Below are 14700 nucleotides of genomic sequence, written 5' to 3'. Positions count from 1 at the left end.
GCAGTCTCCCCCGCTCTCCCCCGAGCATCGGCTGCGACGGTCTGATCCTAGCCTGTCGCGGCCGGGCCGCCCTCCCTCGTCCCGGGCCGGACGACGGCTGTTCACCCGTCGGTCGCCGCGCCGGCGCACGGCACGTCAGCGCGGCCGACGGGGAGCGGTCCGGCGCGTCAGCGCGGGGAGCCGATCTCCCCCAGCAGCGCCTTGGCGTAGGCGGCATGGACGGATTCCTCGTCGGAGGGATGGTAGAGCCCGGCGCGCACGTCGCGGGAGAGGCGCTCGAGCTCGCTGCGGCGGAAGTACTGGACGCCGCCGCTGGCGCGCAGCACCTGGTCGACCGCGGCGATCGCGGCCTCGGTGGCGCGGGACTTCACCCCGGAGAAGTGCAGGAACCAGCGCGGCCCGTGGTCGCTCGTGCCCGGGCCGCTCTCCCCGGTGCCGAGCGCGTCGAGGTCGGCGAGGACCTTCTCGGCCTGCAGCACCGCGCCGTCGAGGCGGATCGCGGCGTCGGCGAGACGCCAGCGGATGTCGGGGTCGTCGGCGTGGACGATGCCCTTGGTGGCGCTGCGGCGGGTGGTCGCGATTGCGCCGCCCACCTCCACGGCGCGCTGCGCGACGCCGGTGTACACCGAGGCGATCAGCAGCTCGAAGGCGCCGAAGATCCCCATCACGAAGGGGTCGGTGTTCGGGCCGACGGGGGTGGTGGTCAGCACCCGCTCCGCCGTGACGGCCGCGCCGTCCAGACGCGTCGTGCGGGACTGGGAGGGGCGCATGCCGTGGGTGTCCCAGTCGTCGAGGGTCTCGACGTGCTCGTCGCGCTCGATCACCCCGAACACGAGCCGGGGGTCGCCCTCGCGCGCGGCGGCGACCCGGCCGTGCACGACCAGGCGGTCCCAGACGGGGGCGAGGGAGGTGAAGATCTTGGTGCCGGTGAGGCGGAAGCCGTCGCCGTCGGGGACGGCGCGGGTGCCGGAGTCGAAGAGCATCGCGTCGTTGCCCGCCTCGGAGATCCCGAAGGCGAACAGCTTCTCCGCGGCGGCGTCCTCGAGGACGCTGCGCACGGGCTCCGCGCCGAGGCGGTGGGCGTGCAGCGCGGCGCCGGTGACGACGAGGTGCATGTTCATCGACAGTGCCGTGGCGGGGGCGGCGCCGGCCAGGCGGCGCTGGACGCGCGCGGCCTCCAGCAGGCTCCCGCCGAGTCCGCCGAGCTCGCGGGGGACCAGCAGGCGCAGGTATCCGCGCTCGCGCAGGTCGGCGAGGTCCTGCTCGGGGAAGGTGTTCTCCCGGTCGTGGACCACCGCGCGCTCGCGGAAGGTCTCGAGCAGGGAGTCGGGCAGCAGCTCCTCGGGGATGACGCTCATGGGTCCACGCTAGTCCAGGTCGCACACCGTGCGGGGCTCCGGGCCGGGGCCGTGCTCGTGCAGGGTGGTCCGGGTGCGCAGCGTCGCGACGACGGGGCGGTGGTCGGAGTCGGTGAGCGGACCGGTGGCGAGGTCCAGCACGTCCACCGCGCCCCGCACCCACAGCGAGTCGATGCGGCGCACGGGGAGGCGCGCCGGGTGGGTCGGGCGCGCCGGGGAGCCCGTCAGCGCGGAGAGCACGAGAAGTTCCCGCAGGCCGCGCCCGGGTCCGCGCAGCGCGTCGGCCGCCTCCCGCCAGCCGGCGGCGGCGAGCGGTGCGAGCTCGGGGCGGTGCGGGGCGGCGTTGAGGTCGCCGAGCAGCACGGCCGGTCCGGTGATCCCCACGGCGCGGCGGAGGATGCCGAGCACCTCCGCGGTGCGGTGCCGGGGCCGGTCGTTGTCCAGATGGGTGACCAGCAGGTCGAGCGCGTCGCCGCCGCCGCGCGTCACCTGCGCGTGCAGCACCCCGCGGGGCTCGTGCCGCGCTGGGGCGCCCGGATGCGCGGGGAGGGCGTGCATCACGGGGCCCGTGAGCGCATGCGGGGTGAGCAGCGCGACCCCGTAGCGGCGGCGCGGATCGCCCGGCCGGAGGGGCGGCAGGTCGAGCGCCGCCCCGAAGGCGACCTCCCAGCCCAGCAGCTCGGCGAGCCGGGAGGCCTGGTCCTCGTGCCCCGAGCGGGGCCCGTAGGCGACGTCCACCTCCTGCAGACCGATCGCGTCGGCCCGCAGCGCGGCGATCGCCCGGGCGGTGCGGGCGAGGTCGACCCGTCCGTCGCGGCCCAGACCGTGGCGGATGTTGAAGGTCGCGATGCGCCAGGGCGCGGGCCGCCCCGGGCCGTCCCCGCCGCCTCGCCGCACGGGCGGCGTGCTCACGCCGTCACCCTCGCGCTGCCGTGCTCAGGAGAGGCATCCCGGGCCCAGCAGGGCCTTCAGCGAGGCGTACAGCGCGGCCGACGGGGTGACCGCGAGGCGCTTGTCCAGCTGCATCAGGGTCGTGCGGCCGGGCTCCTGGAGCTTGACCCGCACCTCGGAGGAGCCGGGGTTGTCCTCGAGCACGCCGCGGAGGTCGCCGACCACCTTCTCGGTGGCGCGCAGGGCGGGCAGGGCGATGGTGACGGGGCCGTCGACCCCTCCCCCGGTCTCCGGGATCGTCATCTCCATGACCCGCAGCTCGGGCATGCCCTTGGAGGTGTCGACCCGGCCCTTCATCGAGACGACGAGGTCCTCGGCGAGCTCGGAGGCGACGGTCATGTAGGTCGAGGGGAACATCAGGCAGTCGATCGAGCCCTCGAGGTCCTCGACCGTGGCGATCGCCCACATGTCGCCCTTCTTGGTGGTCTTGCGCTGCAGGGTGGTGATCAGCCCCGCGATCGTGACCATCTCGCCGTCCTTGACGGCGCCGTCGTCGGCCAGCGAGCTGATGGAGGTGGAGGAGTTCTGGGCGATGACGTGCTCGAGCCCGTACAGGGGGTGGTCCGAGACGTACAGGCCCAGCATGTTGCGCTCGAAGGCGAGCAGCTCCTTGCGGTCCCACTCGGGCAGGTCCGGGATGGTCAGCGTCGCCGCGGAGCCGGAGGCCATCGCGTCCTCGCCCTCGCCGCCGCCCGCGCCGCCGAAGACGTCGGCGAAGAGGTCGTACTGGCCCTGGGCCTCCTTGCGCTTGACGTCGACGACCGAGTCGACGGCGTCCTCGTGGATCAGCACGAGGGAGCGGCGGTTGTGGCCGAGGGAGTCGAAGGCGCCGCCCTTGATCAGCGACTCGATGGTGCGCTTGTTGCACACCGACAGCGGGACCTTGTCCAGGAAGTCGGTGAAGGAGGTGAAGGCGCCCTTCTCCTCGCGGGTGCGGATGATCTCCTCGACCACGTTCGCGCCGACGTTGCGGATCGCGGAGAGGCCGAAGCGGATGTCGTCGCCGACGGCGGAGAAGTACAGGTCGGACTCGTTGACGTCCGGGGGCAGCACGGTGATGCCGCGGTGGCGGCAGTCGCCGAGGTAGAGGCCGAGCCGGTCGCGGTTCTCCTGGGTGGAGGTCAGCAGCGCGGCCATGTACTCGGTGGGGTGGTTCGCCTTGAGATAGGCGGTCCAGTAGGAGACCACGCCGTAGGCGGCGGAGTGGGACTTGTTGAAGGCGTAGTCCGCGAAGGGAAGCAGCGTCTCCCACAGCGCCTGCACGGCGGCGTCGGAGTAGCCGTTGTCCTTCATGCCCGCCTCGAAGGAGACGTACTGCTTGTCCAGCTCCGCCTTCTTCTTCTTGCCCATGGCGCGGCGGAGGATGTCCGCCTCGCCGAGCGAGTAGCCGGCGACCTTCTGCGCCGTCTGCATGACCTGCTCCTGGTAGACGAGCACGCCGTAGGTCTCGTCGAGGATCTCCGAGAGCGGCTCCTCGAGCTCGGGGTGGATCGGCGTGATCTCCTGCAGGCCGTTCTTGCGCAGCGCGTAGTTGGTGTGCGAGCCCATGCCCATCGGGCCCGGTCGGTACAGCGCCGAGACGGCGGTGATGTCCCCGAACTGGTCGGGCTTCATCTGCCGCAGCAGGGTGCGCATGCCGGAGCCATCGAGCTGGAACACCCCGAGGGTGTCGCCGCGTTGGAGCAGCTCGTAGGTCGCCGGGTCGTCGAAGGGCAGGGTCTCCAGGTCCGGCGGGGTCTTCCCGTTGCGGGACATGTTCTCCACCGCGTCGGAGAGGACGGTGAGGTTCCGCAGCCCCAGGAAGTCCATCTTCAGCAGGCCGAGCGTCTCGCAGGTCGGGTACTCGAACTGGGTGATGATCTGACCGTCGGAGGGGCGGCGCATCATCGGGATGATGTCGGTGAGGGTGTGGCTGGACATGATGACCGCGCAGGCGTGCACGCCCCAGCCGCGGGTCAGGCCCTCCACGCCCTTGGCGATCTCGACGACCTTCTGGACGTCGGGGTCCTCGTCGTGCATGCGGCGGAACTCGGTCGCCTCCGCATAGCGCTTGTTCTCGGGGTCGAAGATCCCGTTGATCGGGATGTCCTTGCCCATCACCGCCGGCGGCAGCGCCTTGGTGATCTTGTCCCCCATCGCGAACGGATAGTCGAGCACGCGGGCGGCGTCCTTGATGGAGTTCTTCGTCTTCATGACGCCGTAGGTGACGACCTGGGAGACCTTGTCGTCGCCGTACTTGCGCTCGACGTACTCGATGACCTCGCCGCGGCGGCGATCATCGAAGTCGACGTCGAAGTCGGGCATGGAGACGCGGTCCGGGTTCAGGAACCGCTCGAAGAGCAGGCCGTGCTCGATCGGGTCGAGGTCGGTGATGCGCATGGCGTAGGCGACCATGGAGCCGGCGCCGGAGCCACGGCCGGGGCCGACGCGGATCCCCTGCTCCTTGGCCCACTTGATGTAGTCGGAGACGACCAGGAAGTAGCCGGGGAAGCCCATCTGGAGGATGATCCCGACCTCGTAGTCGGCGCGCTTCTGGACCTCGTCGGGGATGCCGGAGGGGTACCGGTAGTGCAGGCCGTCCTGGACCTGCTTGACGAACCACGACTCCTCGTCCTCCCCGCCCGGGGTGGGGAAGTGGGGCATGTAGTTCGCACCCTCGTTCGTGGTGGTGAAGGAGACGTCGCACATCTCGGCGATGCGCAGGGTGTTGTCGCAGGCCTCGGGGAACTCGCGGAACAGCTCCCGCATCTGCTGGGCGGACTTCAGGAAGTAGCCGGAGCCGCCGAACTTGAAGCGGTCGGGGTCGTTCAGGCGCGAGCCGGAGTTGATGCACAGCAGCACGTCCTGGATGGTGGCGTCCTGCTCGGTGACGTAGTGGAGGTCGTTGGTCGCCACCAGCGGGGCGTTCACCGCCTTGGCGACCTCGAGCAGGTCCTTGGTCACGCGCTTCTCGATGTCGAGGCCGTGGTCCATCAGCTCGATGAAGTAGCTGTCCCTGCCGAACATGTCCTGGAACTCGCCGGCGGCCTTCACGGCCTCGTCGAACTGTCCCAGCCGCAGGCGGGTCTGCACCTCGCCGGAGGGGCAGCCGGAGGTGGCGATCAGGCCCGGCGCGTACTTCGAGAGGATCTCGCGGTCCATCCGCGGCCACTTGCCCATCTGCCCGTCGAGGGAGGCTGCCGAGCCGAGGCGGAAGAGGTTGTGCATGCCCTCGGTCGACTTCGACAGCAGGGTCATGTGGGTGTAGGCGCCGCGGGCGGAGACGTCGTCGCCCGCCGCCTGCTGCTCCTTGGTGCCCCACTGCACGCGGGTGCGGTCATGGCGACTGGTCCCCGGGGTCACGTACGCCTCGATGCCGACGATGGGCTTGACCCCGGCGTCGGTCGCGGCCTTGTAGAACTCGTAGGCGCCGAAGAGATAGCCGTGGTCGGTGATCGCCACCGCCTGCTGGCCCTGGTTCACCGTCTCGGCGACCAGCTTGTCGATCTTCGCGGCGCCGTCCAGCAGCGAGTAGTCGGTGTGGACGTGGAGATGGACGAAGTCATCGGAACCCGCAGAAGCCATGCCCACCAGCGTAGCCGCGAGGGCCGACGGGCGAGCGCTCAGGCAGGGGTCGGAGAGGTCACCCCGGCGCGTCCGGCGTGTCGGGAATCCGCCGGCGCGTCGGGGCGTTGACGAGCGCTGCTCAGCAGGGTCCTCAGCGCGGGTCCGCGACCTCCGCGTGGGTGCGCAGGATGGACTCGGTGGTGCCCTCCGGGGCGCGGCCGATGCCGCACTCGGTGGCGACGCCGAAGTCACGGCCCAGGACCTTCTGCGCAGCGGCGATGCGGGCGCGGGCCCCGTCGGCGCCGTCCTCGCGGTGGACCAGCCCGAGATACAGCTCGGGCACGTCCGCGAGCTCTGCGAGCGGGGCGAAGTACCCCTCGTCGTTCCTGCTGATCGGCACGGGCAGGTGCAGCCAGCACAGCGGGCGGCCGACGGCGCCGAGGACGGCGTTCGCGACCCGGACGAGGTGCGCGGTGTCGGCCGGCTCGACGAAGTGCTTCTCCCCCGCGTCGCCGTAGCAGAGGTGCATCCCGACCTCGACCTCCGCGGGGACGGCGTCGACGAGAGCGGCGAGCCGGGCGACGATCCCCTCGAGCACTCCCCCGGTCCACCAGCCCTGCATGACCGCGCCGTAGCCGGAGGCGCCCTCGAGGATGCCCATCTCGGAGGCGACGTCCCACTGGATCGCGAGGTCCTGGTGCGAGATCTCCTCGAGGATCTGCTCGAGCTCGCCCAGCAGCGCGTCCGCGTAGACCGGCTCGATCGCGATCCGGTCGTCACCGGAGAAGAAGGAGGAGATCACCGCGACGGGGGTGGGCAGGGAGACCTGGAAGCGCATCCCGGCCGGGATCGCGCCCTCGGCCCGGAGGCGGGTGAACAGGGCGTAGGACTCACGGGCCGCGTCCGCGTAGCCGAGCGGCGGCAGGTCGATCTCGGCGGGCTCGACCCCGTCGGCGATCCGCAGCGGGCGGGCGTCGAGCCCGGCGCCGAAGGGGATCGGCTCCTCGCCGACGCGCTCGATGCCGTCGGCCTCGCCGAGCACGTCGGGCTGGAACATGATCCAGTGGAATCGCTTCCCGACCTCTCCGTCGGGGATCCGCCCGACGTGCGCGCCGAGGATCTCGGCGACCGTGCGCATGGTCTTCTCGGCGTCGTCGTAGTTCACGCTGCCCGTGAGGAGGGCGCCCCGTGGAGTCGTCATGGGGCCAGGTTACGGGCGTCCCGGGGCGGGCTCAGAGGTACTCCCACTCCTCCTGGATCGCGAGGTCCTCGAGCTCGCGGAGCATAAGGTCGAGCGGAGGATTCTCCTCCCGCCGGCGGCGCAGGTGGCGCAACAGCCCGAACCGCTCCAGGCGTCCGGCCTTCGCCACTATCCCGGCGAGGGCAGAACGGGGATCGTCGTCCGACAACGGCACCCGCCGTTCGGCGCCCCTGGACAGGGAGGGCCACTGCTCGAACCGTGCGCCGTCGGTCCAGGGCGCACCGGTCTCCCACTTCTCCGGATCCCGCCACGCCTCGATCTCGACCCCGGAGATGTGCAGCAGGAGGTGGATGCCGGAGGTCTGGCGACGGTGCCCGCATCGCTGGAGCGCGGCGGCGAGGACGCCCAGGCAGAGGCCGGTGTGGGGGCTCGAGGACGTGCTGCCCAGCGAGGCGGCGAGCACCGCGAGCTCCAGGGCTTCCGCGGTCTCCCCGTCGTGCATCCGCCGACGCGCGAGCAGCCCAGCCATCAGCGCGGCAGCTGCGCTGCGGTCGAGGACGTCGTGCAGATGCAGGGCGCCGAGGACTCGCAGGCCGAGCACTTCGGGGAAGTCGGGGTGGTCGCGAAGGGGCGAGTGCGGGGAGATCCCGCGCGGCGCACCGAGGTCGGCGTCGAGCAGGGCATCGGCGAGCGCGGACGCCAGGTCCTCGAGCGCCGCCGCGACCGGAATCTCAGCCACGTCTTCCTCGACCCCGTGCCCCGCGACCCGGCACTCCTCGAGCAGCTGGGCGATGGCCCTGTCTCCCACTTCCTCGACGAGGTCGAGGTAGTCGTCCTCCGCCGCCGTCCCGGAGGGCAGCGCGAGCGTGTCCGCGGTCGTCATGGGGATACGGTACGGACTCGGGTCGGCATCCGGGCCGACGGGGCCGGCCGGCTGAGAGCTGACCCGCTCAGCCCCGGCCGTCCTCCTCCGCCGCCTGCTCGCGCTGCATGTCGGCCATGAGCGAGTTCATGTAGTCGTAGACGTCCTCGAAGCTGAGGCGTCGCTCGTCGCGGCGCGGCGGGATCCCGCCGACGAAGGCGCCGCCGTGCCAGGCCAGGGAATCGTCCGGCAGGGTCGGGTCGTCGTCGCGCCACAGGTCGATCGGGATCGCATGGGCGGCGAGGTCACGGGCGATCTCGTCGGCGCGGGCCGGGTCCCCGGATCGCTGCAGCACGGAGACCAGCAGGGACTGCGCGGCCCAGGCGAGGGCGTCGTCGTCGCTGCGCTCCCCCGGCTCGACGGACTCCTGGACGAGGGCGACGTAGCTCGCGGCGAGCTCGTCGGCCCCGTCCTCGTAGTGGTCCTTCGCCACGCGCAGCGCGACCTTCGGCACCAGGTCCCGCGCCTCCCACAGCACCGCGGCGCCGACGAGCGCCATGCCCACGCCGGTCGGGAAGTCGGGGTCCAGGGCGAGCTCGGAGCTAGGGGGACGTCCGGCGCGGCGGTCGTCATCGGCGGCGAGGAACTCCTCGACGGAGCGTGCGAGTGCGGCGCGAACCCGCTCGTCGTCGCGCAGCGCGAGCTCGGCACCCTCGGGGTCGAGGCCCAGGCGGCGCGCGACGCGGGCGACGGGGAAGTCGGGGCGGGACAGGGCGGCATCCCGGGTGGGGGTCAGCGCTCCGGAGGTCTGCTCGTCGGTCATGGCTCGACGGTATCGCCTGACTGGATGGGCCGATGCACGCCGACACCCCGATCCTGCTGCGGCCTCTGGTCACAGACGTTGCCGAGATGTTCGCCGACTGGGCCGCGGACGAGGTCTCCGTCACCCACGAGGGCTGGACGCCAGGCTGCCGCGCGGGCGGCACCGGGACGGAGCGGCCGCTCAGCGCTCCCTGAGCCGCTCGAGCGCCTGCTGGAGGTCGTCCGGGTAGGTGGAGGCATAGGTGACCTCGCGCCCGCTGACGGGGTGGGTGAAGGTCAGCTCCATCGCGTGCAGCCACTGCCGCACCAGGCCCACCTTCGTCGCGAGGGTCGGGTCCGCGCCGTAGAGCGGGTCGCCGACCAGGGGATGTCGCAGGGCGGCCATGTGCACGCGGATCTGGTGGGTGCGGCCGGTCTCCAGGCCCACACGCAGCAGGGTCGCGCCGCGCAGCTCCTCGAGGGTCTCGTAGTGGGTGACCGAGTGCTTGCCGTCCTCGCGCACCGCGAACTTGTAGTCGTGGCTCGGCGAGCGGCCGATGGGCGCGTCGATCGTGCCGGAGGGCTGATCGGGCGCCCCCTGGCACACCGCGTGGTACACCTTCCCCACCTCGCGGGCGCGGAAGGCGTCCTTCAGAGTGGTGTAGGAGCGCTCGGTGCGGGCGACGACCATGAGCCCGCTGGTCCCGACGTCCAGACGGGAGACGATCCCCTGCCGCTCGGGGTCGCCGCTGGTGCGGATCGAGACGCCGGCGGCGGCGAGATGGCCCAGCACCGTCGGCCCGGACCAGCCGGCGCTCGGATGCGCCGCGACGCCCACGGGCTTGTCGATCACGACGATGTCGTCGTCCTGGTGGATCAGGCTCATGCCCTCGGCGATCTGGGGCCGGACCTCGACGGCCGGCTTCTCGTCCGGCAGCTCGACGTCCACCATCGCTCCGGGCTCGAGACGGGTGGAGCGGGCGGGGACCTGGCCGTCGACCAGGACGTGCCCGGCCATGACGAGGTCGGCGGCGCGGGTGCGGGACAGGCCCAGCATGCGGGAGATGCCCACGTCCACGCGCTCCCCGGCGAGGCCGTCAGGGACCATCAGGGTGCGGGAGGCGCTCACTTCTCCGCCTCCGGGGATTCCTCCGCCGGGTCTCCCGTCGACGGCTCGGCGGCACGGGCCTGCTCCTGCTCGGCGCGGGTCTGCGCCTGCTCGGCCTCGGCCTGCTCCTGCACGGCGCGGGCCGGATCGGCGTCGAGGCCGAACAGCCCGAGCGCGATCACCAGGATCGCCCCGCCCACCACAGCCATGTCGGCGACGTTGAAGACGGGCCAGTTCGGCAGCTCGAGGAAGTCGACGACCGCGCCGTGGAAGGGGCCGGGGGCCCGCAGCAGGCGGTCGTGGATGTTGCCGAGCGCGCCGCCCATGATCAGACCGAGGGCCAGCGCGTACCAGGGCGAGCGGACCGAGCGGACCGCGAAGACGATCACGCCGATCACGATCGCGATCTGCAGGCAGGTGACCACCGGGGTGATCTCCGCGCCCATCCCCCAGGCCGCGCCGGTGTTGTACAGCAGGGTCAGCTGCAGCACCTCGCCGAGGAAGGGCTGGGGGTCGAGCTCGGGGAGGGTCGCCACCGCCCAGTTCTTCGTCACCTGATCCGCGACCAGGAGCACGACCGCGAGCAGGCCGACGACGGCGAGGACGGCGGGGCGGCTCAGACGGCGACGAGCGCCGGACCACTGCGGGCCGGCGCTCGTCGACGTGGGGTCAGGAGTGCTCACAGACCGAAGTTCGCCTGCTTGTCCTGCGTCTCGCTCGTGTCGAGCTCGCGCAGCTGGTTCTCCAGGTAGTTGCGCAGACGGTTGCGGTAGTCGCGCTCGAAGTTGCGCAGGCCCTCGATGGTCTTGTCGAGCTCGGCCTTCTTCGTCTCGAGCTCGGCCAGCGTGGTGCGGGACTTCTCCTCGGCCTCGCCGACGATGCGCTTGTGCTCCTCGTTCGCCTCGGTGATGAGGCGGTCGCGCTCGTCCTCGCCGTTCTTGACGTGCTCGTCGTGCAGGCGGTTGGCCAGGGCGATGATGCCGGCGGCGGACTGGTCCGGGGTTTGCGCCGAGGCGGGGACGGGCTCCTCGGCGACGGCCGCGGGCTCCTCGTCGGCGACGACGGCCTGCGGGGCGGTCTCGTCGGCAGCGGCGGCGCCGGGCACCTCGGAGACGAGGGTCTCCTCGTCCTGGTCCTCGGCCTCGACGGCCGGGGCGGCGGCCGCGGCAGGAGCACCGGACTCGAGCTCAGCGATGCGGTTGTGCGCCTCCTCGAGCTCCTTCTTCAGGCGCTCGTTCTCGGAGATCAGTTCCTTCAGGCGGGGTTCGACCTCGTTGTCGAGGAAGTTGTCGACCTCGTCCATGTCGTAACCCTCGGAGAACCGAACCGGGGTGAACCGCTGATTCATCAGGTCTTCGGGCATCAGAGCCATGGGTCACCTTTTCGTCATTCGTGAGTCGGTTTGCGCGGTGAGGCGCGGTGCGGACAGCCTATCGGATCGGCGGCTGACCCCTGCATCGGGGCCGGGAGAATCGCGCACCTCACATCGCCGGGCCGTGATCAGACCGCGAGGCCTGCGAGGACGCGCAGCACGATCCAACCCACGATCAGGAGGATCATCAGGGACAGGTCCAGGCTCACCGCGCCGAGCCGCACCGGGGGAATCAGACGGCGCAGCAGCTTGACCGGGGGGTCCGTCAGCGTGAAGACCACCTCGAAGAGCACCAGCACCAGTCCCGAGGGGCGGAACTCGCGGGCGTAGCCCTGGATCCACTCGAGCACCAGGCGCGCCAGGAGCAGGAGCAGATAGAGCAGGACTGCGAGATAGAGGATCCCGGCGACGAGCTGCATAGAAGAATCAGCTCTGGTTGTAGAAGCTGCCCTCGTCGGCCGAGGAGTCCCCGTCGACCTGGACGAACTCCGGCGACAGCAGGAACACCTTGGAGGTGACGCGCTCGATGGTGCCTCGCAGGCCGAAGACGAGGCCGGCGGAGAAGTCGACCATGCGCTTGGCGTCGCCGTCCTGCATGTCCGAGAGGTTCATGATCACCGGCACGCCGTCGCGGAAGGACTCGCCGATCGCCTTGGCGTCGTTGTAGGACCGCGGATGGATCGTGGTGATGCGCTGCATCGACTCCTCCACTGCCGGGGCCATCGCGACCACGTTGGAGTGCTGACGGATCGGGGTCACCTGGGCCTCCCGTTCGATGGTGGGCTCGGGCGCCCGCTCGGTGCGGCGGGACGGAGCAGGCTGCTCCTCGCGGTACCGCTCGTCCTCGTAGTACTCGTCGTCGACCTCGTTGGCGAGGCCGAGTGCGACCATGGCGTTGCGCCAGGTTCCCATCGCAGTTCTCCCAGTCGTTGTTCGCGCTGACCTGGGCCCCAGGGAAGCACGGGGAGTGCGCGGGAGCCCGTTGACTCGAAAGTACAGCAGGCGATTCGACACGACAGGGACGTCGTCGGCGTGTCGTGCGCGTGTCGCGGCGTGACGTGCACGTCGTGACGTGGGAGCCGCCCGGGTCCCGGGCGCGGCGGCGACGCCCGGCAGGGATCGCCCGGGCCCGGCTCAGCCCCTGCGCAGCACTCCGGCGAAGCGGCCGGTGGCGGCGCTGCGGCGGTAGGAGAAGAAGCGCTCGTCCTCGAGGGTGCAGGGGTGCTCGGCGTCGATCGCCTCGGCGGGGACGCCCGCGTCCTGCAGCACCGAGACCGCTCCCGCTCGCAGGTCCAGCGCCGGGGTCCCCCAGCTCGTCCTCGAGGCGGTCACGGGCAGGAGGGCGGCGGCGTCCTCGCGCATCTGCTCCGGCACCTCGTAGCAGGCACCGCAGATCGACGGGCCGATGCTCGCGGTCACGTCCGCGGGGCGGGCACCGAGGGCGGCCATCTCCGAGAGGGTCGCCTCGAGCACGCCGTCCAGCAGGCCGCGGCGGCCGGCATGGGCGACGGCGACGACCCCGGCGACCGGGTCGGAGAGAAGCACGGGCAGGCAGTCGGCGACCATGATCGCGAGCGCCACGTCGGTGCGGTCGGTGACGATCGCGTCGGCGCGCACGACGGGTCCCGGCTCCCCCGCGGGCCCTGTGCCGTGTCCGGGTCCGGGGTCCTGCGCGGGCAGCACGTGCACGTCGGAGGAGTGGACCTGCTCGACGAAGACCAGCGGGGCGCCGATCTCCGCGGCCACCCGAGCCCGGTTCTCCTCGACGGCCTGTGCGTCGTCGCCGACGTGGCGGGCGAGGTTGAGGCCGGCGTGCTCGCCCGTGCTGACCCCTCCGGCACGGCCCGTGAACAGGGCACGGGCCCCGCGGATCCGCGGGGCCCGTGCGCTGAGGGGGCTCGTCACTTCAGGAAGGACGGCAGGTCGAGGTCGTCGTCGTCCGCCGGGGGCTCCTCGATGTGCGGCGGGCGGGTGGGCTCGGGGGCCCGGGGCGCCGGCTGCGGGGCGACGTTCTGCTGCTGGCCCGCGTCCTCGACGTCCGCGGCGTCCAGCGCCTCGGTCTCGGGCTCGGGGGCGCTGGGCCGCGACGGGGAGAAGGCCTGCTGCGGCAGGCCCCAGGCGCCCGGGGAGGCGGCGGTCGCGCCGGTGCCCTGGCCGGGGCGCTGCTCGGAGGAGGCGGGTCGCTGCTGGACGGCGGGACGCTGCTGCACCGCGGGGCGCTGGGCGGGCTGCTCGGTGCGGGCGGCGGGGCGCTGCTGCGGGGTGAGGTCCTGGCGCGGCTGGGGACCGCCGCCCTCGAAGCCCGCGGCGATCACGGTCACGCGCACCTCGTCGCCGAGGGCGTCGTCGATGACGGAGCCGAAGATGATGTTCGCATCCGGGTGCGCGGCCTCCTGGACCAGGCGCGCGGCCTCGGAGACCTCGTACAGGCCCAGGTCGCTGCCGCCCTGGATGGAGAGCAGCACGCCGTAGGCGCCGTCGATCGAGGCCTCGAGCAGCGGGCTGGAGACCGCGAGCTCCGCGGCCTGCAACGCGCGGTCGTCGCCGCGGGCGGAGCCGATGCCCATCAGGGCGCTGCCCGCTCCCTGCATCACGGACTTCACGTCCGCGAAGTCGAGGTTGATCAGGCCCGGGGTGGTGATCAGGTCCGTGATGCCCTGGACGCCGGAGAGCAGGACCTGGTCCGCGCTCTTGAAGGCGTCGAGCATCGAGACCTGCTTGTCCGCGATGGAGAGCAGGCGGTCGTTGGGGATCACGATGAGGGTGTCGACCTCGGCCTGGAGCGCGGCGATGCCGGACTCGGCCTGGGTCGAGCGGCGGCGGCCCTCGAAGGTGAAGGGGCGGGTGACCACGCCGATGGTCAGCGCGCCGAGGCTGCGGGCGATCTTCGCGACGACGGGCGCGCCGCCCGTGCCGGTGCCGCCGCCCTCGCCGGCGGTCACGAAGACCATGTCGGCCCCGCGCAGGACCTCCTCGATCTCCTCGGCGTGGTCCTCGGCGGCCTTCTTGCCCACCTCGGGGTCGGCGCCGGCGCCGAGACCACGGGTGATCTCCTTGCCGACGTCGAGCTTGACGTCGGCGTCGGACATGAGGAGCGCCTGGGCGTCGGTGTTGATCGCGATGAACTCCACGCCCTTGAGCCCGGACTCGATCATGCGGTTGACGGCGTTGACACCTCCGCCGCCGACGCCGACGACCTTGATGACTGCGAGGGAGATCTGGGTTCCGGCCACGTTTGGTCCTTGCTCTTGGCTCTTGTAGGTCTTCCTGGAGAAGGGCCTGGATCGCGCCTGGTCGCGACCGCTCCTCAACCCTGGACCTCTACTTGAGGTTCGGACTTCGGGGCGCCTCTCCTTTCCCTCGACGCTAAGGAGGAGTGCACGCGCACGCAAACACCGAGGGCGCGTGTCGGGCGCGAGCCGGGCCAATGTCACCGTCCGGTCCGCCCGATCCGTCGGACTGCGCGGCGTCCGCCCGCCCGTCCCGCCCCGCTCCCGGCGC

The 14700-nt window shown here is 71.9% G+C and carries 14 protein-coding genes; 1 reads left to right on the top strand and 13 read right to left on the bottom strand.

The window, feature by feature from the left end; translation table 11 throughout:
- Positions 1-167: 167 nt before the first annotated feature.
- From A4A78_RS11415 to A4A78_RS11390, 6 genes are all read right to left on the bottom strand, one after another.
- Entirely contained in the window at positions 168-1358 is a 1191-nt protein-coding gene (locus A4A78_RS11415; RefSeq protein ID WP_062949300.1) for an acyl-CoA dehydrogenase family protein, read from the bottom strand.
- 9 nt (positions 1359-1367) lie between these two features.
- Positions 1368-2270: an endonuclease/exonuclease/phosphatase family protein gene (locus A4A78_RS11410; protein ID WP_062949298.1), complete on the bottom strand. Its 903-nt coding sequence runs from the start codon at positions 2268-2270 to the stop codon at positions 1368-1370.
- Positions 2271-2294: 24 nt separating this feature from the next.
- Positions 2295-5873 (bottom strand): DNA polymerase III subunit alpha, encoded by a 3579-nt coding sequence (dnaE, locus tag A4A78_RS11405; RefSeq protein WP_062949296.1) that lies wholly within the window; start codon positions 5871-5873, stop codon positions 2295-2297.
- A gap of 133 nt (positions 5874-6006) precedes the next feature.
- Positions 6007-7056, bottom strand: a complete 1050-nt coding sequence (locus tag A4A78_RS11400) for a hypothetical protein (RefSeq protein WP_062949294.1) — start codon at positions 7054-7056, stop codon at positions 6007-6009.
- A gap of 31 nt (positions 7057-7087) precedes the next feature.
- Positions 7088-7939 (bottom strand): hypothetical protein, encoded by an 852-nt coding sequence (locus A4A78_RS11395; RefSeq protein ID WP_062949292.1) that lies wholly within the window; start codon positions 7937-7939, stop codon positions 7088-7090.
- 67 nt (positions 7940-8006) lie between these two features.
- Entirely contained in the window at positions 8007-8741 is a 735-nt protein-coding gene (locus tag A4A78_RS11390) for a hypothetical protein (RefSeq protein WP_062949290.1), read from the bottom strand.
- Positions 8742-8773: 32 nt separating this feature from the next.
- Here A4A78_RS11390 and A4A78_RS17805 point away from each other — a divergent pair, with 32 nt between their 5' ends.
- Positions 8774-8935: a hypothetical protein gene (locus A4A78_RS17805; protein WP_156488609.1), complete on the top strand. Its 162-nt coding sequence runs from the start codon at positions 8774-8776 to the stop codon at positions 8933-8935.
- Here the strand turns inward: A4A78_RS17805 and A4A78_RS11385 are convergent.
- The 7 genes from A4A78_RS11385 to ftsZ all read right to left on the bottom strand — a co-directional run bounded on the left by A4A78_RS11385 (position 8922) and on the right by ftsZ (position 14432).
- Positions 8922-9848 (bottom strand): RluA family pseudouridine synthase, encoded by a 927-nt coding sequence (locus A4A78_RS11385; RefSeq protein WP_062949288.1) that lies wholly within the window; start codon positions 9846-9848, stop codon positions 8922-8924. The two genes, A4A78_RS17805 and A4A78_RS11385, sit on opposite strands and share 14 nt — an antisense overlap.
- Positions 9845-10510, bottom strand: a complete 666-nt coding sequence (gene lspA / locus A4A78_RS11380) for a signal peptidase II (protein WP_062949286.1) — start codon at positions 10508-10510, stop codon at positions 9845-9847. Before lspA ends, A4A78_RS11385 begins: the two co-directional genes overlap by 4 nt.
- Positions 10507-11199 (bottom strand): DivIVA domain-containing protein, encoded by a 693-nt coding sequence (locus tag A4A78_RS11375; RefSeq protein ID WP_062949284.1) that lies wholly within the window; start codon positions 11197-11199, stop codon positions 10507-10509. Before A4A78_RS11375 ends, lspA begins: the two co-directional genes overlap by 4 nt.
- Before the next feature lie 128 nt (positions 11200-11327).
- Positions 11328-11618, bottom strand: coding sequence for a YggT family protein (locus A4A78_RS11370; RefSeq protein WP_062949282.1), 291 nt, complete (start codon positions 11616-11618; stop codon positions 11328-11330).
- A 7-nt stretch (positions 11619-11625) separates the two neighbouring features.
- Positions 11626-12111, bottom strand: coding sequence for a cell division protein SepF (locus tag A4A78_RS11365; RefSeq protein ID WP_010551432.1), 486 nt, complete (start codon positions 12109-12111; stop codon positions 11626-11628).
- A gap of 222 nt (positions 12112-12333) precedes the next feature.
- Positions 12334-13104, bottom strand: a complete 771-nt coding sequence (pgeF, locus tag A4A78_RS11360) for a peptidoglycan editing factor PgeF (protein WP_062949280.1) — start codon at positions 13102-13104, stop codon at positions 12334-12336.
- On the bottom strand, positions 13101-14432 hold the full coding sequence (gene ftsZ, locus A4A78_RS11355) for a cell division protein FtsZ (RefSeq protein WP_053916213.1): 1332 nt from the start codon (positions 14430-14432) through the stop codon (positions 13101-13103). The genes pgeF and ftsZ overlap by 4 nt, the downstream gene beginning before the upstream one ends.
- Positions 14433-14700 lie beyond the last annotated feature (268 nt).

Source organism: Brachybacterium sp. sponge (genome assembly GCF_001613775.1).
Lineage (GTDB): Bacteria > Actinomycetota > Actinomycetes > Actinomycetales > Dermabacteraceae > Brachybacterium > Brachybacterium conglomeratum.
The sequence above is the reverse complement of the archived record's forward strand: the minus strand, read 5'-3'. Positions and strand labels throughout refer to the sequence as shown.